Annotated in this window: 30 protein-coding genes; 27 read left to right on the forward strand and 3 right to left on the reverse strand. The window is 37.1% G+C overall.

Features of this window, described 5'->3' with window-relative positions; translation table 11 throughout:
* Position 1: 1 nt before the first annotated feature.
* From FS486_RS11690 to FS486_RS11815, 27 genes are all read left to right on the forward strand, one after another.
* Entirely contained in the window at positions 2-388 is a 387-nt protein-coding gene (locus FS486_RS11690) for a hypothetical protein (protein WP_144511593.1), read from the forward strand.
* The gene (locus FS486_RS11695) at positions 382-744 is read left to right on the forward strand and encodes a hypothetical protein (RefSeq protein ID WP_144511596.1); all 363 of its coding nucleotides are present in this window, start codon (positions 382-384) and stop codon (positions 742-744) included. Before FS486_RS11690 ends, FS486_RS11695 begins: the two co-directional genes overlap by 7 nt.
* On the forward strand, positions 744-1,289 hold the full coding sequence (locus tag FS486_RS11700; RefSeq protein ID WP_144511598.1) for an HK97 gp10 family phage protein: 546 nt from the start codon (positions 744-746) through the stop codon (positions 1,287-1,289). The genes FS486_RS11695 and FS486_RS11700 overlap by 1 nt, the downstream gene beginning before the upstream one ends.
* Positions 1,279-1,701 carry a phage tail terminator family protein gene (locus FS486_RS11705; protein WP_144511600.1) on the forward strand — a complete coding sequence of 141 codons (423 nt, stop codon included), beginning with the start codon at positions 1,279-1,281 and terminating at the stop codon, positions 1,699-1,701. The genes FS486_RS11700 and FS486_RS11705 overlap by 11 nt, the downstream gene beginning before the upstream one ends.
* A 6-nt stretch (positions 1,702-1,707) precedes the next feature.
* Positions 1,708-1,944, forward strand: a complete 237-nt coding sequence (locus FS486_RS11710; RefSeq protein ID WP_144511601.1) for a hypothetical protein — start codon at positions 1,708-1,710, stop codon at positions 1,942-1,944.
* Complete coding sequence (locus tag FS486_RS11715) at positions 1,944-3,266, forward strand: phage tail sheath family protein (protein ID WP_144511603.1); 1,323 nt, start codon at positions 1,944-1,946, stop codon at positions 3,264-3,266. The genes FS486_RS11710 and FS486_RS11715 overlap by 1 nt, the downstream gene beginning before the upstream one ends.
* Before the next feature lie 14 nt (positions 3,267-3,280).
* Positions 3,281-3,787: a phage tail tube protein gene (locus FS486_RS11720; RefSeq protein WP_260858091.1), complete on the forward strand. Its 507-nt coding sequence runs from the start codon at positions 3,281-3,283 to the stop codon at positions 3,785-3,787.
* Between the two features lie 47 nt (positions 3,788-3,834).
* On the forward strand, positions 3,835-4,311 hold the full coding sequence (locus tag FS486_RS11725) for a phage tail assembly chaperone (protein WP_144511605.1): 477 nt from the start codon (positions 3,835-3,837) through the stop codon (positions 4,309-4,311).
* A 260-nt stretch (positions 4,312-4,571) separates the two neighbouring features.
* Positions 4,572-5,135: a hypothetical protein gene (locus tag FS486_RS11735; RefSeq protein WP_144511608.1), complete on the forward strand. Its 564-nt coding sequence runs from the start codon at positions 4,572-4,574 to the stop codon at positions 5,133-5,135.
* A gap of 64 nt (positions 5,136-5,199) precedes the next feature.
* Positions 5,200-7,347, forward strand: a complete 2,148-nt coding sequence (locus FS486_RS11740) for a tape measure protein (RefSeq protein ID WP_144511610.1) — start codon at positions 5,200-5,202, stop codon at positions 7,345-7,347.
* Positions 7,348-8,016 (forward strand): LysM peptidoglycan-binding domain-containing protein, encoded by a 669-nt coding sequence (locus FS486_RS11745; protein ID WP_144511612.1) that lies wholly within the window; start codon positions 7,348-7,350, stop codon positions 8,014-8,016. It abuts the gene before it with no gap.
* A gap of 2 nt (positions 8,017-8,018) precedes the next feature.
* Positions 8,019-8,975: an XkdQ/YqbQ family protein gene (locus FS486_RS11750; RefSeq protein ID WP_222122592.1), complete on the forward strand. Its 957-nt coding sequence runs from the start codon at positions 8,019-8,021 to the stop codon at positions 8,973-8,975.
* A 1-nt stretch (position 8,976) separates the two neighbouring features.
* Positions 8,977-9,339, forward strand: a complete 363-nt coding sequence (locus tag FS486_RS11755; RefSeq protein ID WP_144511738.1) for a DUF2577 domain-containing protein — start codon at positions 8,977-8,979, stop codon at positions 9,337-9,339.
* Positions 9,336-9,740 carry a DUF2634 domain-containing protein gene (locus tag FS486_RS11760; protein WP_144511616.1) on the forward strand — a complete coding sequence of 135 codons (405 nt, stop codon included), beginning with the start codon at positions 9,336-9,338 and terminating at the stop codon, positions 9,738-9,740. The genes FS486_RS11755 and FS486_RS11760 overlap by 4 nt, the downstream gene beginning before the upstream one ends.
* Complete coding sequence (locus FS486_RS11765; RefSeq protein WP_260858092.1) at positions 9,740-10,816, forward strand: baseplate J/gp47 family protein; 1,077 nt, start codon at positions 9,740-9,742, stop codon at positions 10,814-10,816. The genes FS486_RS11760 and FS486_RS11765 overlap by 1 nt, the downstream gene beginning before the upstream one ends.
* Positions 10,809-11,357 (forward strand): putative phage tail protein, encoded by a 549-nt coding sequence (locus FS486_RS11770; RefSeq protein WP_144511618.1) that lies wholly within the window; start codon positions 10,809-10,811, stop codon positions 11,355-11,357. The genes FS486_RS11765 and FS486_RS11770 overlap by 8 nt, the downstream gene beginning before the upstream one ends.
* On the forward strand, positions 11,357-12,256 hold the full coding sequence (locus FS486_RS20300) for a phage tail protein (protein ID WP_222122591.1): 900 nt from the start codon (positions 11,357-11,359) through the stop codon (positions 12,254-12,256). Before FS486_RS11770 ends, FS486_RS20300 begins: the two co-directional genes overlap by 1 nt.
* A gap of 21 nt (positions 12,257-12,277) precedes the next feature.
* Positions 12,278-12,703 (forward strand): hypothetical protein, encoded by a 426-nt coding sequence (locus FS486_RS11780; protein WP_144511620.1) that lies wholly within the window; start codon positions 12,278-12,280, stop codon positions 12,701-12,703.
* 1 nt (position 12,704) lies between these two features.
* Complete coding sequence (locus tag FS486_RS20165) at positions 12,705-12,845, forward strand: hypothetical protein (RefSeq protein WP_186321431.1); 141 nt, start codon at positions 12,705-12,707, stop codon at positions 12,843-12,845.
* Between the two features lie 47 nt (positions 12,846-12,892).
* Positions 12,893-13,054, forward strand: a complete 162-nt coding sequence (locus FS486_RS20170) for a hypothetical protein (RefSeq protein WP_186321432.1) — start codon at positions 12,893-12,895, stop codon at positions 13,052-13,054.
* A gap of 86 nt (positions 13,055-13,140) precedes the next feature.
* Positions 13,141-13,404: a hypothetical protein gene (locus FS486_RS11785; RefSeq protein WP_144511621.1), complete on the forward strand. Its 264-nt coding sequence runs from the start codon at positions 13,141-13,143 to the stop codon at positions 13,402-13,404.
* Between the two features lie 124 nt (positions 13,405-13,528).
* Positions 13,529-13,951 carry a hypothetical protein gene (locus tag FS486_RS11790; protein ID WP_144511623.1) on the forward strand — a complete coding sequence of 141 codons (423 nt, stop codon included), beginning with the start codon at positions 13,529-13,531 and terminating at the stop codon, positions 13,949-13,951.
* A 15-nt stretch (positions 13,952-13,966) separates the two neighbouring features.
* On the forward strand, positions 13,967-14,218 hold the full coding sequence (locus FS486_RS11795; RefSeq protein WP_144511625.1) for a phage holin: 252 nt from the start codon (positions 13,967-13,969) through the stop codon (positions 14,216-14,218).
* Positions 14,219-15,013, forward strand: a complete 795-nt coding sequence (locus tag FS486_RS20460; protein ID WP_260858093.1) for a M15 family metallopeptidase — start codon at positions 14,219-14,221, stop codon at positions 15,011-15,013. It begins immediately after the preceding gene.
* A gap of 142 nt (positions 15,014-15,155) precedes the next feature.
* On the forward strand, positions 15,156-15,470 hold the full coding sequence (locus FS486_RS11805; protein ID WP_144511627.1) for a YolD-like family protein: 315 nt from the start codon (positions 15,156-15,158) through the stop codon (positions 15,468-15,470).
* Between the two features lie 2 nt (positions 15,471-15,472).
* The gene (locus tag FS486_RS11810) at positions 15,473-15,823 is read left to right on the forward strand and encodes a YhjD family protein (RefSeq protein WP_144511628.1); all 351 of its coding nucleotides are present in this window, start codon (positions 15,473-15,475) and stop codon (positions 15,821-15,823) included.
* Positions 15,824-15,840: 17 nt separating this feature from the next.
* Complete coding sequence (locus FS486_RS11815; protein WP_144511630.1) at positions 15,841-16,041, forward strand: hypothetical protein; 201 nt, start codon at positions 15,841-15,843, stop codon at positions 16,039-16,041.
* Positions 16,042-16,059: 18 nt separating this feature from the next.
* Here the strand turns inward: FS486_RS11815 and FS486_RS11820 are convergent, their stop codons facing one another.
* Genes FS486_RS11820 through FS486_RS11830 form a run of 3 tightly spaced genes read right to left on the reverse strand, consistent with a single transcriptional unit; the run spans position 16,060 to position 18,434 of the window.
* A complete protein-coding gene (locus tag FS486_RS11820) occupies positions 16,060-16,587 on the reverse strand; it encodes a hypothetical protein (protein ID WP_144511632.1) in 528 nt (175 codons plus the stop codon).
* 13 nt (positions 16,588-16,600) lie between these two features.
* Positions 16,601-17,194 carry a replication-relaxation family protein gene (locus FS486_RS11825; protein WP_144511634.1) on the reverse strand — a complete coding sequence of 198 codons (594 nt, stop codon included), beginning with the start codon at positions 17,192-17,194 and terminating at the stop codon, positions 16,601-16,603.
* Entirely contained in the window at positions 17,133-18,434 is a 1,302-nt protein-coding gene (locus FS486_RS11830) for an FtsK/SpoIIIE domain-containing protein (protein WP_144511635.1), read from the reverse strand. The genes FS486_RS11825 and FS486_RS11830 overlap by 62 nt, the downstream gene beginning before the upstream one ends.
* Positions 18,435-18,499: the final 65 nt, after the last annotated feature.

Consider the following 18,499-nt stretch of genomic DNA (forward strand, 5'->3'; position numbering starts at 1 on the left):
TATGTTACTAGAGATTAAAAAACGTTTAAAATCGTTCGGGTTATCTGCAACAATGGAAGATGATTATGTTCTCACTTTTATTATCGAAAAGGTAACTAATCATATAAAAACACAAACAAATCTCATGAATATTCCTGTTCCTCTACATCATATTGCTATCGATATGGTAGTAGGGGAATTTTTAATGATGAAAAAAAGCATGGGACAACTCACAATTGATGGAATAGATTTTGGCTTAGTTGCTAAAACGGTACAAGATGGGGATACAACAACTACCTTTGCAATCGACAAAGACAACATGACGCCTGAAGCTAGTTTTAATGCATTCATTAACTATCTAAGACACGATACATTTAATTTTATCGCATATAGGGTACTGACATGGTGAATGCTAGAAGACGTGCTATAGAGTCGTTGTATAAAGGCGTTTGTACAATTTATGAAATGCAAAAAGTAAAAGATCCCATTACTCATCAAACAACCATGAAAGAGGTAAAGGTGCTTGAAAATCAAAAATGCAAGTTGTCCTACGAAAAGATTGCATCTGGTAATCAAACAACTGGACCAGCAACAATTGCTCAATCTACTAAACTGTTTATTGCTCCTGAGATTGTTGTGAAAGCTGGTTCTAAAATCGTTGTTACCCAATATGGACGTACAAATGAATTTAGCCGAAGTGGTGAACCTGGTATATTCATGGACCACCAAGAAGTTAAGCTAGAGCTATTCAAGGAGTACGCATAATGGCTAGATGGGGAAGAGCTGACTTTCAACAATTAAAGCGAATGCAAAAGAAGATGGAGAAATTACAAAACGGTGATTATGAAAAGTTTTGTGAGCAAGCAGCCAAAGAATTAGCAGCACGTTTACTAGCTAAAGTTATTAGACGTACTCCTGTTGGCATATACGATCAACCTGTTAACTTCACTACTAAGGATGGTGATGTAGTATCCTTTACTCCTAATACTGGAATGATGGGTGGTACGTTGCGTAGAGGATGGACGGCTAAAACAGAAGGTGAAGCATTAAGCGGTGGAAATACTAATGCAACGGCTTATGCTGAATCTTTAATCGTTAGAAAAACAGGAAGTACTTATGAAATAGAGATTATTAATCCTGTGAATTATGCTTCATATGTGGAATTTGGACACAGAACGGCTAATCATGCAGGTTGGGTGAAGGGGCGATTCATGCTAACGATTTCCGAAAATGAATTAGATGCTCAAGCACCCAAGATTCTTGAAAAGAAATTAATGAAGTTCTTAGGCGGTGTTTTTGGTGGAGATTAATGATGTTATTACCGCTATTTCTATAAAGCTTTATGAAACATTTGGCGAATCATATGAAATCTATACTGAATCGATTGAGCAAGGCTTTAAGGAGCCTGCTTTTTTTATTGCTCTATTAAATCCTTCGTTTGCTCAAGTGGTAGGAAGTAGGTACCATGAAACACTTCCATTTGATATTCATTATTTTGGACGTGGCAACATGGATACATACAGCACCGCAGATAAACTCATGGCTGAAATGGAGTATATAAAACTTTTAAATGGAGATTTACTCCGAGGCACAAAAATGAAAGGTGAAGTAGTGGATGGTGTTCTTCACTTTTTTGTAAATTACAATTTCCATGTGTATAAAGTAAAAGATCCATTGGACAAAATGGAGGATTTGAAAATAAAGAACGGATTGAAGGTGTAAGGTGGCATGGTTAAACAAAAACCAGTAAAACAACCAATAGAAGAATCTAACTTCGAATTTGCTGGACAACAAGCAAAAGAGATAGCGACCTTTAAGTTTACTAAACAACAACTCGTAGCCAGTAAAAAATATGCAATTCGTAAAGATGTATTAAATGCCTTACTGGAAGATGGCCAAGTATATACGTTCAATGAGGTTGATCAGATATTAAATGATTTTATGAAAGGTAAGGTGATCGAATAATGGCATTAGGTGGAGGAACTTTTTTATCACAAAATAAAGTACTGCCTGGTACGTATCACAATTTTATTTCAGCGGCTCGAGCATTCGTTAATTTATCGGACCGAGGATACGTGGGATTGCCAATGGCTCTTGATTGGGGGCCAAATGGTGAAGTTTTTTCTGTTACACAAGAGGATTTACAAAAAGATTCTCGTAAAATCTTTGGCTATGATTACACAGACTCAGAATTGAAAGGAATTCGAGATGTGTTTAAAAATGCCATCACAGTTTATTTTTATAAGTTAGGAGTCAACGCTGTAGCAGCAGAAAATACTTACGCAAAGGCAAGGTATGAAGGTGCTCGAGGAAATGCCATCACGCTTGTTATTCAATCAAATGTTGACGAACCTACTAAGTTTGATGTCCGTACTTTATTGAATAACGTAGTGGTGGATGAGCAAACAGCGGTAGCGAATGCAACTGATTTGGCAGATAACGATTTTGTCTTTTGGAAAGATACAGCAACATTAATAGAAACGGCAGGTACTCCATTAGTTGGAGGATCTAATGGTGATGATTTAACAGGTGGTGCTTATCAAGAAGCATTAGACGCTCTTGAAGCGTATGGATTTAATACGCTTGGCTGTTTATCTTCTGAACAAACAGTTAAATCGCTATTTGTGGAGTACACGAAACGGCTTCGTGATACGGTTGGAGCTAAATTTCAATTAGTCGGTCACAATCTAGGTGCAGCAGATCATGAAGGTGTTATTGACATTCAGAATGATGCTATTGGAGATGGAGAAGAAATATTTGGTGCTGTTTATTGGACTGCAGGTGCTCAAGCTGGTGTAGCTGTGAACAAGTCCAATACCAACAAAAAATATGATGGTGAATTTACATTGGATATGACTGAAACAAAAACGCAACAACAACTTACTACTTTGCTTAAAGCGGGAAAATACTTATTTCATCGCGTTGGCGAGGAAGTACGGGTGTTGGAAGACGTTAACACTTTTACATCCTTCACAACTGACAAAAACGAAGATTTCAGCATGAATCAAGTGATTCGTGTACTTGACCAGATTGCAATTGATACAGCAACTCTATTTAATACACGTTACTTAGGTAAGATACCAAATGACCAAAGTGGACGTGTTTCTTTGTGGGGTGACATTGTTGCTCATCGAAGAGAGTTGCAGGGTATCCGAGCAATACAGAATTTCAATCCAGAACAAGTTGTAGTGGATCAAGGCAATTCAAAAAAATCTGTAGTTGTAAATGAAGTTGTAGAACCGACAGTGGCTATGTCGCAACTTTACATTACAACAACAGTGGCATAAGGGAGGGACACTAAGTGGAATTACTAAAATTAAATCTTCAATTTTTCGCAGATGAAACCATGCACGCTAAGGATTCTGTACACGGTGCACAAGGGGAAGCATTTGTAACGATTAATGGAAACCGATATAAATTCGCAAATGTTATTAACTTAGAGGCAAGGTACGACAAAACAAAAACGCAAGTTCCGATTATGGGTCGTATCAGTAAAGGAAATAAATCAACCGGCGGTGAAGGAACTGGTTCGGCAACCTTCCATTACAATACGTCCATATTCCGTGAATTACTTTATCAATACCAAGAAACAGGAGAAGATATTTATTTTGATATTCAAGTGACAAATGAAGATGCTTCCGCAGCTGTTGGCCGACAAACAACCATTTTGAAAGATTGTAACGCAGATGGCGGTATCGTAGCTTTAATCGATGCGGATGCCGAATATCTAGAAGACTCATTTGACTTTACATTTGAGAGATTCGAATTTCCAGAAAAATTCTCCATATTAAGCTCTATGCAATCTTAACATTGTTCGGATAATCTAATATTTTAAAATTGAGAGGACGATATTGAATGAGTAACTTAACAGCATTTTTAGCACAAAACGCAATCAAGGTAGAGGTAGATGAACATGAAGTATCAAAACGATTCGTAGAACCTGTGCTCGACGAAAATGGAAAACAAGAAATTGATAAAAAAGGTAAACCTATTACCAAACCAGTAAAATGGAAAGTTGGGGCAGTGACTTCTGATGAAGATGAGCAGTTAAGAAAACAACACACTAAACGCCTACCTGTACCAGGCAAGAAAAATATGTTTCAACCTACAACAGATTTTGATGCTTATCTTGCCACATTAGCTGTAAGATGTACTTTGTTCCCGGATTTGCATAACAAAGAGTTGCAAGACAGCTACAAAGTAATGGATGCTGAATCATTACTCAAGAAAATGCTATTACCAGGAGAATACGCCGATTATCTGAAGTTTATACAGAATAAGAACGGCTTTGACGTAGGAATGGAAGAAACTGTAGAAGAAGCAAAAAACTAATAGAAGACGGCGACTATGAAGCGAATGTGGCTTACTACTGCTTACACAAGTTTCATAAGTGGCCGTCTGAATTTGATTCTTTGCCGAAATATGAGAAAGCTTTTGTTATTGCAGCTGTTCAAATTAAGATGGCAAATGACAAGAAACAGGAACAAGAAACCAAACGTAAAGGGAAAAAAGGAAGAAGAAAAAAATAGTAGTGGTAATATTTACCCTCTGTATTGTATGCTTAATTAAACATATATTAGGGGGACCATTCAATGGAAGGTGTTATTTTAATAATACTGTTACTATTCTTCTTGTTTGTTGCTATTTTTTGTATTTTTATGGCAGTCAAAATTTCCAAGCTAAAAAAACAAGATAAATTAGAGAAAAAAGCAAAAATAAAAGAACTAAATGCGAAAGAGCATGGAGTCTTTAAACATACAATAGGCTTACCTTTGCCCGAAAATACATTGTGTGATGTATATTATGGGGAAGATAAAATTGTCATTTCTGGTGGAGGGTCAACATTTAATTTATCACTTTCTAAAGTTAACGATATTACTATAACTACAGATGTAGAAATACAAAAAGCTTATGTTAGTAGTGCTGGTGGTGCAGTAGCAGGAGGTCTCGTGTTCGGTCCATTGGGAGCCTTGGTTGGAGGAAGAGCAAAACAAAAGAAAATAAATCAAGTCACTAACTTTCTAGTTATAACTTATATGAAAGATGAAGAACCAAGTTATATAAGTTTTGATACTACCAATAATTTTAAGGCCTTTAAAATAGTATCTCTATTTCAACAACAGCCTAAAACAAATCAAACAGAAATTGAATTATAATACCTTCTTTGAAAAGCATGCCTTAATCGCATGCTTTTTTTATATGCCAAAAGGCGGTGATTGAATGGCAACAATACGAACAGCAATACAGATTCAAGACGGAATGTCTAGTGCATTTCAATCGATGAATAACGCTATGAACATTGTAATAAACAGCTTTGAAGAATTACAAAATGCTTCGGGAAATGCAGTTAACACTGCAAGCATTGAGGCTGCTAGACGTGAATTAAATGAAGCAGAACTTGCATTTAACGAAATTGAGCAGGAGATACGAAACGCTAATGATGCTCAAGATAGCTTTAATGATAGTATTCATGAAGGATCATCAGCTGCAGATGATTTATTAGGAAAAATAATAGGATTGGTAGCTGCATATGTCGGTATTCAAGCAGCAGGAGATGTGCTTGGACTTTCTGATGCATTAGCTCAAACATCGGCTAGACTTGATTTAATAAATGATCAACAGCAAACAACAGCCGAGCTGCAGCAAATGATTTTCGAATCTGCTGAAAGATCACGAGCCTCATATATGGATACTGCTGGAATAGTAGCTAAAGTTGGAGCAAATGCCAAGGATGCTTTTGGCAGTACTGCTGAAATGGTCGCATTCGCTGAGCAACTGAATAAAAAGTTTAAAATTGCAGGGGCAACTACTGAGGAAATGAGTTCTGCATTACTCCAATTAACACAAGGGTTAGGTTCCGGAGTATTACGAGGAGAAGAATTAAATGCTGTATTCGAGAGCGCACCTAATATCATACAAAGTATCGCCGACTATCTTGAATTGCCAATAGGAGCTATTAGGGAATTAGCTTCTGATGGGGGCATTACTGCCGATATTGTCAAAAATGCAATGTTTGCGGCGGCAGAGGAAACTAATGCTGCCTTTTCAAAATTGCCATTAACGTTTGAGTCCATTTGGACAAGCTTTAAAAATCAAGCTCTTTGGGCCTTCCAAGGTGTACTTCAAAAATTAAGTGAGATTGCTAATAATGACAAGTTTCAAGGTATGGTCGATGGTGTAGTAAATTCTTTATACACTCTTTCTGCGGTTGCTATGTGGGCTTTGGACACAATGATGTCTGTTGGAAGTTTTATGTATGAAGGTTGGTCGTTTATTGAACCAGTGTTATGGAGTGTAACCGCTGCATTAACCGCTTATGGTGTAGGGTTAGCAACAATTAAACTCGCTAGTATTGCAACTACAATTTGGACTGGGCTTCAAACATTAGCTATGGGATTGCTTACTGCAACTACGTGGGCGAATGTAACGGCCACATTTGCAGCTACAGGCGCTATTTGGGGTTTAAACGCAGCTTTGTATGCGAATCCAATATTTTGGGTTGTTATGGCAGTGATTGCCCTAATAGCAGTTTTCTATTTAGCTGTTGCTGTAGTTAATCATTTTGCAGGAAAATCATACAGTGCCACTGGAATGATTGCAGGAGCATTTGCAACACTAGGAGCTTTTTTATGGAATTTATTTTTAAGTGTATTTGAATTTATATTAGGAATAATAAATTCTTTGGTTAACCCTTTCATAAGCATTGCAAACTTCATTGGAAATGTGTTCAATAATCCGATTTCGTCAATTATATATGCTTTCCGAGACATGGCAGACGGTATTCTTAGTACACTTCAAACTATTGCACGTGCAATGGATTTTGTTTTCGGATCTAATATGGCCGACGCAGTAGGAAACTGGAGATCTGGATTAGGCGCATTAGCAGATGCTGCAGTGAAGGTATACGCTCCAGATGAGAACTATCAAAATGTAATGAATAAACTTGATTTGAGTGCGGATAGTCTTGGACTTAAGAGAATTGAGTATGGAAATGCGTGGAAGGCCGGAAATGAATGGGGATCAAACTTATTTAACGGAAGCGGAAAAACAACCCCAGGAATTGATCCTCTTCAAGGAGTACTAGATGGAATGCAAGGTGCTATGGCGCCTCTTCAAGATAGCGGAAAAGATACTGCAGGAAACACTGCAAAAATGGCCAAGTCGATGGACGCTACAGAGGAGGATTTAAAATACCTTCGTGATATTGCAGAACGTGATGTAATCAATCGCTTTACCACTGCAGAAGTAAAGGTAAATGTGAAAAACGATAATCACATCAATAATGAGTTGGATTTAGACGGCATTATCGATCATTTTGGTGAAAAGTTAGAAGAAACAATAGTATCAGTTGCGGAAGGGGTGCAATAGATGACGTATAGCATTTTTTTGGATGGAGTGCAGTATCCTGTTGCCCCTTCTGCTATGGACACAAAAATAAACAATCAGAATAAGACCATTACCTTGATTAACGAGGGAGAAGTTAACTTACTAAAAAAAACGGGATTGACAGATCTAACTTTTGACTTGTCGCTTCCGAATTCAAAGTATCCTTTTGGAGTGTATCCAGACGGGTTCCAACCAGCGAGCTACTTTTTAGACAAACTCGAGAAATTAAAAGTAGATAAAAAGACATTCCAATTCATCGTCTCTCGTTTAAAACCGAGTGGCGATTTATTATTTGATACGAATTTAACTGTTTCCTTGGAAGACTATGTAATCAAAGAAAGTGCTGACGAAGGTTTTGATATTGTTGTCCCAATTAATTTAAAACAATTCCGACCGTACGGAACAAAAGTAATCGAAATCAAAAAGAATACTACCGCTAAATCACCAAAAGCTAAACCCGTTGCATCGGTAAAAAAACCAAGAGCGACAACTAAGGAAATTCCTAAATCACATAAAGTCGTAAAAGGGGATACCTTGTGGGCTATATGCAAGAAGTATCTTGGTGATCCAACGAAATATCCGGAAATAGCAAAGAAAAATAACATTAAGAATCCTAACCTTATCTATCCGGGGCAGGTGATTAAGTTTTGAGTATGGAACTAATCATCCAAAACGCCACAACATTATTACAACCTGCCGTCGAAGAAGGGATTGTTTGGGAAACCTCTCGAAAGGGAGTTCCAGGCAAACTCACTTTTAAGGTACTTAAAGATCAGGCATTGAAATTTGTTGAAGGTAATGCAGTTCGTCTGAAAAAAGATGGGAATAACATCTTTTATGGCTTTGTGTTTACAAAAAAACACGATAAGAATGGATTAATCAACGTGACAGCCTATGATCAATTACGGTATCTGAAAAATAAAGATACGTATGTCTATGCGAATAAAACGGCGTCTGAATTTATAAAAATGGTTGCGTCTGATTTTCGTATGAACGTTGGCACCATCGAAGATACTGGTTTCAAGATTGCAAGTAGAGTAGAAGACAATAAAACATTGTTTGATATGTTTCAAAATGCTTTGGACTTAACAATGGAAAACAAGAAAAAGATGTTTATCCTATACGACAATTTCGGTAAGTTGACGCTTAGAAATATTGAGAAGATGAAACTGGATATCCTTATCGATGAAGAAACAGGAGAGAACTTTGACTACACTTCTTCTATCGATTCCAACACATATAACAAAATAAAGCTTTCTTACGAGAATGAGAAAAAGGGCAAGCGAGAAATCTATATCGCTCAAGACAGTAGCCACATGAATGAGTGGGGCGTCTTACAATTCTTTGACACGATTAAAGAAAAGACCAACGGAAAAGCGAAGGCAGATGCTTTGCTAGAGTTATATAATCGCAAAACACGAAATTTGAGTATGAAAAGAGTGTTTGGAAATATTCACGTCCGTGGTGGAAACATGTTAGTCGTAAGAATGGATTTAGATGATATAAAGATAATGAACTATATGATTGTTGAAAATGTTAAACACACATTTGTTGATGAAGATGAACATTATATGGACCTTACATTGATTGGCGGTGATTTCGTTGCGTAATATGAATGACATTCTAAAACTATTTAAAATTGCAGCTAAAGAAGCTGTTGAAGCTGCCGATCCAACTGCCATTCAGTTCGGGGAAGTCACAAGTGTTTCTCCTTTAAAGATATTGGTAGAGCAAAAGAAAGAGCTGACAATGGCTCAACTTGTGCTAACTCGAAATGTCCGAAATCATGAAATTGAAATGACTGTAGAACATACAACAGAAATAGGGAACGGACCTGATGCTCACACCCATGAATACAAAGGGAAAAAGAAATTTCTTGTTCATAATGCTCTTAAAGAAGGTGATTCCGTCATGTTGGTGAAAATGCAAGGTGGGCAAAAATATATTGTTTGGGATAAGGATGTGGTTGTATGATCCCAGAAGTAAACGATGGGTTGGCAGCTGACTTTGAGGAGGCTGTTGCACAACCAACCAAGAACTATAAAATACATGTAGAAAAAAATCGCATTGCCGGCTTTATTGATGAAATTGAAGCCCTAAAGCAAGCGATTTTTTTAATGCTTTCCATCGAACGATATGATTACATCATCTATTCTTGGGGTTTTGGGGTGGAATTCAAAGATTTATTTGGTAAGGCAACATCCTATGTGTTACCTGAGATAAAAAGACGGATTTCAGAATGTCTTCTTCAAGATGATCGGATTCTAGAATTAGACAATTTTATCTTCGAAACTAAAAAAGGTAAGGTTCATGTAATTTATACGGTCCATAGTATTTACGGAGACTTTGAAAGTGATTGGGAGGTGGAATACTAATGGCAATCGATTTGGATATCTCATATGAAGATTTATTAGCACAAAAACTTGCTGATGTTGATCCATCACTTGATATACGAGAAGGAACTTCTATCATCTATAACGCAACCGCAGCTAATAGTATTGAAATTGTTCAGATGCTCGATACATTGAAGAATCAAATCGACTTAGTATTTGCTGATACAGCACCTCGGGAATATCTAATAAGACGTGCAGCAGAGCGAGGCATGAAACCTTTAGAAGCAACTAAAGCGAAATTAAAGGGTGTATTCAATGTTCCCGTTGATATTGGCGAACGCTTTTCTCTTGATGAACTCAATTATGTAGTTATTTCTCACCTTACTGGCTATGAGTATATTTTGGAATGCGAGTCTTTTGGGGAAGTCGGGAATCTGTTTCTAGGTACATTAATTCCAATCGAATACATCGATGGGCTAACGACTGCCGAACTGACCGAAGTACTTGTTCCTGGTGAGGATGAAGAGGATACAGAAGTATTTCGAGAGAGGTACTTTGGAAGCTTTGAATCCACTGCATTTGGCGGCAATCGTGCCGACTATAAAGAAAAAGTTAAAAAGTTGGCAGGGGTCGGTGGTGTACGTGTTTACCGTGCTTGGAATGGTGGAGGAACTGTAAAGCTTGTAATTAGTAATTCACAGTTTGATAAGCCGTCTCAAACGCTTGTTGATGACGTGCAAGAAGCCGTAGACCCTTTAGATGCTCAAGGCGAGGGATTGGGAACAGCACCGATTGACCATATCGTTACTGTTTTTGGCGTTAATGAATCAGTAATAAATATTACGCTCAACATTACGTACCAAGCAGGTTGGTCTTGGGCTGATATTGAAGCAAACGTACAGCAGGTCATTGATGATTATTTTCAGGAACTAGCCAAGGAATGGGCAGAAAGTGAGGATGATAATTCAAGTGTTGTCGTCCGTATATCTCAAATAGAATACCGTTTACTTGGTGTTGCTGGGGTACTCGATATTGCAGATACCCAAATCAACGGTGGTACTTCGAATATTGCTATCGATTCAGAAGCTATTCCTAAGCGAGGTGTCGTAAGTGGCTAGAGAAGTAGATGTTTTAAGTTATTTACCGCCTGTCTTACATGAAATCAAAGAGCTGGTTGCTATTGCAAACGTGGAAAATCCAGTACTAGAAAGCTTATGGCAAGAGATAGAAGATGCTCTAAATAATCAATTCGTCATTAGTGCAAATGAAAAAGGTGCAGGACGTTATGAAAAACTACTCAAATTAAAAGTGCCAGCTACAGACAAAATTGAGACTCGTAGGTTTCGTATTTTAACTCGTTACCAAGAACAAGCACCGTATACGAAACGAGTGTTAAAGCAAATACTGGATAGCCTGCTTGGTGAAGGTCAATATGTGTTGAATCGAGATGTAGCTGAAAAGACACTAGAAGTGAAAATAGAATTGACTGCGAAAGGTATGTTTGATGCGGTTGTAGTAATGTTGGAGCGTATCACTCCTCAAAATATGATTCTCACTGTTGAGTTACGATACAACCAAAACTCAACGCTAAGAAGATATACCCACGCTCAATTAGCAGCGTTTACACATCAACAACTTAGAGAAGAGGTGTTAACTTAATGCCGAATAAGACAACCAATTTCAAATTAATAAAACCTTTGCAGGAAGAGTTTTATGATGTAGATGTTCAGAATAGCAATATGGACATTTTAGATAACTTATTAAAAGACCTACACGATGAGTCTGCAGTTAAAAATCTAGGCTTTAGAGGTTTGTTAGCAGACGTCAATGGGATAGGTGGTCCAGATCATATAGACAAATATCCAGAAGGTTTAAGTGCGATGTATACCGATAGAACCGATTGGTCTCTTTTTTTGAACATGACTGACTTCTCTTCGGCTACCGATTTTTTATTTATTGAAACCAATAAGACCATACAAGACGGTAAAATTAATGCAACTCAAGTGATTACACGGTATAAAAAAGAAAGTTCGGCTACTCCTGTCAAATTTGTATCCCAGTACAAAAGAGTATGGTTTTCAGATGGCACTTATACTGGTTGGAGCAATGCTGAAAAGGTAGTTTTTCAAACAGAGTTTGCGACGCATTTGGCCGAAAGAGCGTCACTAACAAAGGTTGGTCATACCCAATTATCCAGCGCTACGGACAGTCTTAGCGAGGTATTATCAGCAACACCTAAAGCAGTAAAAGAAGCTTATGATTTGGCTAGTCTTGCAGCATCAAAAGTGGTTGTTGGCTCTTACGCGGGTAGTGGTGGGAGTAATTTTAGAGATATGTTATTAGGATTCACACCATCCTTCGTAATCATTTATCGAATGTTTACAGCTGAGAACCTTAGTCAAGTATTATTTTTAAGTCCAGTATCATCTCTATCAATAATGAATAAGGCTGTCTCTTTTAATACTTCTGCAATGATTATAGCCAATGGGTTTAGGGTGGCTGGACAAATGTATGGTAATGACGTCAGTGGGACTTATACGTATATAGCATTTAAATGACTATAGAGAGGGGGAGTAGTCTTGTTAATAGTTTACAAGGTTTCAAGCGGAGAAGTAGTTGAAAATATGGGAACTAACTCATTATTTCCAAATGGGATACCCGATGAAAAATCTGTTATTCAATATGCCGTTCAAAATTTTGGAGGGATTGCATCTGACTACAAAGTATTTCGATTGCATGATGTAGAGGATTCGGAGCAAGTGGCTAAAACATTTACACATGAGTACACAATAAAAAACGATAGAGTGGTATTTGGTAGTTTAAAACCTATTCCGGATCCTGAGCCACAACCACCTTCTGATATAGAAGTATTGCAACAAGAAAACGCAATGTTGCAGATGAGCGTTATGGAAATGACCATGTATGCTGCATCACAGGATGAGCGATTACAAGGGCAAGAACAGGCAATACTTGAATTATCAATGATTGTAGCAGGAGGAATGTAGTATGTTTAACGAAAAAAGTGGTTTAGTGCAATTATGGGTTAAAAATGTAAAAGACCCGAACAGTGGCTATACACGTGAGCAAGTGCCGGCTCTTTCAAACTTGCGCGACGTAGTAATTACTATTTTAGAACGAGAAGCATAGTCATGTGGAATTTCATTAATAAAATAATAATTAGGAGTGGATTGTTTATGTTTAATGCAAATAGCGGATTGGTAAAATTATGGTTTGGGGCGGTAATGACAGGTACTTATAAGTACGCGGATGTTCCAAACTTGTCGAATTTACGCGAGCAAGTGAAAATAAAAGTAGAAGAAATGGGATACGATACGGAAAACGAAAACGCAGCATAAGCTAGCGTTATTTTTTATGTCAAAATGAGTAAGAAAATATCTCTATTTATATGGTAATCTTAAAAAAAGTCATAAGGGGATATTCAATGAGTTTATCAAAAAGATTATATGAAGCAGATTATGTAGGGGAAATTACATGTAAACACCCATTGTTAGAGAAGGGGGAAAGATTTACTATTGATTTCGGCAGGCAAAAAAATGAGCAAGGGACTTGGGAAATAGTATCTATCGATGGAGCACCATTATATTTATGTAAAAAAGTTCTTAAAAATGGTAGTCTTTCCGAAAGTGATTCCTTAAACAACTGTAGAAAATTTCATGAGTCCGTTATTTATAGAGCCTTCGACTAGGAGGTTCTTTTTTCTATCACGTTTTCACTATAGGAACATAAAGCGTCGTAAGAGAAAAGAATAATTTAAGGGAGAACGTCCACTGGGCGTTCTTTTATTTTGCAACAAAGTAGGGGGAATGGGGATGACGGAGGGAGGTAGACCGTCAATGTTTGAAACGGTGAAAGCGCACGGTGAAGAAATTGAAAAGTTAAAGAAAGAAAGTGATGCGTTAACCAAGAATCAAAGGCTTTTATTTGAGTGGAAAAAAGAAATGGATAAATGGCGCGGAGAATCAGACGCGAATTACCATGACCTTAAGACAACCATCCTAACAGAAAATAAGGAAACGCGGTCTTTCTTTCAATCCATAATGGACAAACAATGGGACTTGATAAAATCAACAACTGGTATGCAACAAGAATTAAAGAAAGCTGATATTGAAATCAAAAAAGTGGATTCAGATATTAAGAGAGATAACTGGGCAAAAGGTTGGGATTTTATGAAAACTCTATTTGCAGCTGGTGGTATTGCTTATTTAATATTTGAAGCATTCATTTCAAAATAAGAGGAGGAAATGTAAATGACGGTAGACAAATTAAAACAATACGTAGCACTTTTTGGAGGATGGCTTTCAGCTGTCCTTTTGTTTTTGGGAACAATTAATATAAAGTTTGAATGGTTTAATGTAGCATCAATTGATGCATTCGTCGTGGTATTAGGTGCTTCTGTTCCTTTTGTGATTGCTGGTTATGGGGTATGGAAGAACACATATTTAGTTAAGAAACAAGCTAGAAAACAAGAAGAAGCACTAAAAAGACAGGGGTTGAAATAGATGGCTGTTTCACTTGATGAACTTATCAGACGATCCGTAGTCCGTATTGGTGCTGTGCATCCGTGGATTAAAGAAAGTGCTGTTGAAATAATCACAAGAGCATACAACGAAGGAATATACGTACAGTTTTCAAGTGGCTATCGATCTAATGAAGATCAAGCATGGATTTATGGACAAGGCCGCCCCAGTTATATATGGAATGGAAAAAAGTACGGTACTAGCGGTGCAATTGTTTCTAACGCTAAACCTGGTTCATCCGTCCATAATTACCGATTAGCACTAGACTATTTTTTAGTAAGCGAGGATGGGAAACAATCATTGTGGACAGTCAATGACAAGTGGCGTCGTGTAGCTGCCATCGCAAAGTCATTAGGTTATGAATGGGGTGGTGATTGGAAATCATTTGTTGACTATCCGCATATCCAATTCACGAAAGGATTAACCATTGCTCAATTAGCAGCCGGAAAGTTACCCACATTTCCTGTCATTAATAAAGTATCCGGAGTTTCCTCCACAGATAAAATTATGTGGGGTAAGACAGAATTGAAACCTGGTCAAATAGGTAAAGTTACAATCCTTAAACGCATTAATTTGTGGCAAGATAGCCCACATGAAAGCGGCAAGTTGCAAATGGTACGTGTATTGAATCCAGGAGAAGAATATCGAGTGTACACCTATCGAAATGAATATGGTGGACAATATGGTGTAGGTGGCGGAATGTATATTACCAAGATGCCAGAACACATCAAGTATGAAACTCCTTCGAAAGCTATGCTCGCCAAATTAAATGAGTAATGATATAAAGCGACCTTCTCTTAATTGAGTTGGTCGCTTTTTTTATTTATCTAAAAACAAACAAACGTTCCTTTTTAACTTGAAACAGAATAAATGTTCGTATATAATTGTGTTAACAAAAACAGAAAATGAGGTGCATAGTATGTTTCCGAAGCCAGTAAAAGGTTCAAAAATCAAAAAAGGAAGTACTGACAAAGCGGATAAATTAACAAAAGCGGAGAAACCACCTAAACACTTAAAAAGAGATGAGTTTGATCTTGAAGAATTAGCCATGGCACTAGGTGAAGCAAAGGAAGATAACCAGCTTAGAATATTTGTTATTTATCGTGGGGAAGAACCATTAAGAGGTATAGTTACTAAATTAGATGCGAACACAAAGCTCATCCATATTAAAGATGAATCGAGAGATATTCATAAGGTCCACTTTTTAGATATTTTAAAAGTAAGTAGTGTTTAATTATGCCTGACATTCGTACAGAGGATTTATTATATCTTGAAAATAAGCTTTACTTACCCATGATAATAAAAGTATTAGAAAAGGATCTTGATTTAATCGATAAGCTACCGTTCAAATTAAAGAGACCGTATATAAAAATAGTTGAAGATGCACTTAAGTTAATTCGTAAAGATTTAAAATCTGCTGAAATGTATTTAATAAGAAACAGTATGAAAGTGTTCAGATGGGAAAGGGATAGTGAATCTACTACCTATGTTTTTTTGTCTGGCGGAGTAGAGGACCATCGAAGGTTTTTAAATACAGAAATAAAAGCGAAATGTGATTTATTGATGGCTGCGTATTTAGTGCAATAATGAGGGAGTTGTTTTATTTGAATGAAGAGCAGAAAAAGAAATTATATGAAATAGTAGATAAACTAGAGGACAAGGTACCACGGGAAGTATTACAAGAGGCAGTAGACAAAATAGCTAATATGAATGAACAGCAATTGAAAGAATTAATGGCTTTGTATGAAATCCTAGACTACTATAATGTAGATATCAACTTATTTGAAAAGACCACCGACCAGTAAGGAAGGTGGTTATTTGCATTAAACAGCTTCACCAACTTTTCGAAGAATATCCAAAAACAGCGGTGACATTTGTATAATTACATATCCTAAACCTGCGTTAAATATGGTTTGCCATGCTTTTTCGGAGTTTCCTAACATGAAGAAAAATGCGCCTCCTATCATAATTACACTAGCTATCGGAAAAGAAATTGCCACCATTATTTGAATTAACGGATCTAATACATTTGCTAGCATTTCTAATGATTTATCAGCTACGAACCCTGTAGGAATCATTTCAGGAGTTGTTGTCATATTCACAGGAATAACTGTTGGAGTTTGCGTTAATATGCTAACAGGTTCGATTATAGGTGCAGATACGGGGATAGATGTAGTGGTCTTTGCTTGAGATAAGCGATGTACTAATAAACCTACGCTTACAGCCGTTGGAACAATAGGTGCTGCCAATACCGTTTTTTTCGTTGCATACGCATCATCTGGATCCCGATAGCTAAAATCTGTGTATGCTGATTCGGGTACAACCTCAATTTTATTCTTTTTTCCAAACAACCTTTTTCCTCCCTTATTTAATATCGTCCATTGTATAAACTTTCACCTTTAAACCTACACACGCCATCTCTAATTGTCTCCTACGATGTTCTGTCGTTGTAACCCATACAAGGGTGGGATAATACCCAAATTGGGTTACAAAGGTATCAATAATCTCTTTGTAACACTTAATCTTTTCACGATTAGCTTTCATTGATTGTAAGTTATCTACCTCAAGAAAATGTTTGAAGTTATTTCTAGTGAACATAGCATCGACTACGATGTAATTTTTATCAAGCATGACTTTCATTTCGCTTTGCCAGTCTTTCGGGCATTTATAAAACAACCAGAACTGATTTCTCATAATAGTATGGTGCACGTTGTTGGTCTTTTTGCGAACCTTGTCGCAATCGACATACTCCCGACCGAGCTTTGATAAATAATATACTGACTGGTGTCCTTCTTTAATGGTCATTAGATAATCAGACAGGTTAAAGAGCACTCTATTTGTATTTCTTACTTTACCTAGTTTAAATAGTTTATTTAGTTGATCTCGCGTGAGAAAATCAAGCTCTTTCAAACGTAATAGTATTTGTTCGTCTCGACTTGTTAATTGTTTCTTTTTCAAGAATGATTTCCTCCTTCTCGACAATGTGAGGAGCGATAGTTTTTTGGATGATTTCAGAAGTGATCAATGGAGTTTGTAGTATTTCTCGCTTATCAGCAGTTTGATAGATGGCCCTTCCTCGAATTTGAGGAAGCTCTTCTGCACCTTCACTATCCAGTACAACTCGACTAGCAACGGCTGATTGCACTCTAAAGGATAGTTTCGCATCTGAATTTTGCTTACACTGACGAGGTATAACATCACCAGTAGGATATTGAGTCGCAAGTATTTGTCTGAATCCTAACCCAGCACCTAACCTTGCAATCTGACTCATTATCGTCTGGCATTCTTGTTTCAACTTCTTCTCTGCGTTTGTCACAGATTCAGAAGGGTTCAACTCGCCAACTTCATCAATAATTACGAAATACCTTTCTTTAATACCGGCTTCTTGAACATTTTTCTTACCCAGTGCCTTCATTATTGCTTGTAGTCTTCTCATTTCGTCGTATGCAGCTTGGAGTGTCAACAACGCCTCTTCGGGTTCATAAGCGATTGAAACCGTCTGAGACAATTTTTCGTAATCGGATAACTCAATTCCACCTTTTAAATCGATAAGATAAAACTTAACATGTTCAGGATTACTTTGTAGCAAGCTTGTGATCATGGAATTAATAAAATTTGATTTACCATACCTGGTAGCACCACCTAAAGCAACGTGACTAATTTTCTCGAAGTCATGGTACTTAAATTCATTTTTCATACGTGTTACTCCAACCGGCACTTTCCATCCTTCACCAGCACAAAAGGGGACGTGGGTAGGTAACGGATTATCGTATACTCGTAACACTAACAAACCGTCAAATGTAAGCTCTATTTCACGTTTCTCCATGAGCTTATTGGTTAAAAGATGCTGTATATTTTTAAAAATGTTTTCATCGAGTTGTATTTCCTTAAAATCATTAATAGTGATCCGTTTCCTTCTATTATTAAGTCCATCTTCGATAACGTTCTTCTTATTTAAATAATCCTCGAAACTTCGGCCGAGTGGAATTCTGTATTTGTACTCCCATCCCCATTCATATTGTTTCTTTCTAATAAGTTGAGTAGTAAGCGTTTCTTTTCCATCCTTAACATTCAAACCACTTAGAGAAAGAATCCTTTGAATTTTTCCAGAATCATTTGTAGCTAACCCCTTCCTTTTAGAGTAGGCCTTTAACGCAATTCCTCCCATTAAGCTTGTTGTTAATAATTCGAATAGCATTTCATCACTCCTATAGAAAACTATTACACCACACAGGGTTCTCTTACATAGTAAGAGTTGCACAA

The sequence above is a fragment of the Bacillus sp. FJAT-22090 genome (genome assembly GCF_007676755.1).
Lineage (GTDB): Bacteria > Bacillota > Bacilli > Bacillales_A > Planococcaceae > Psychrobacillus.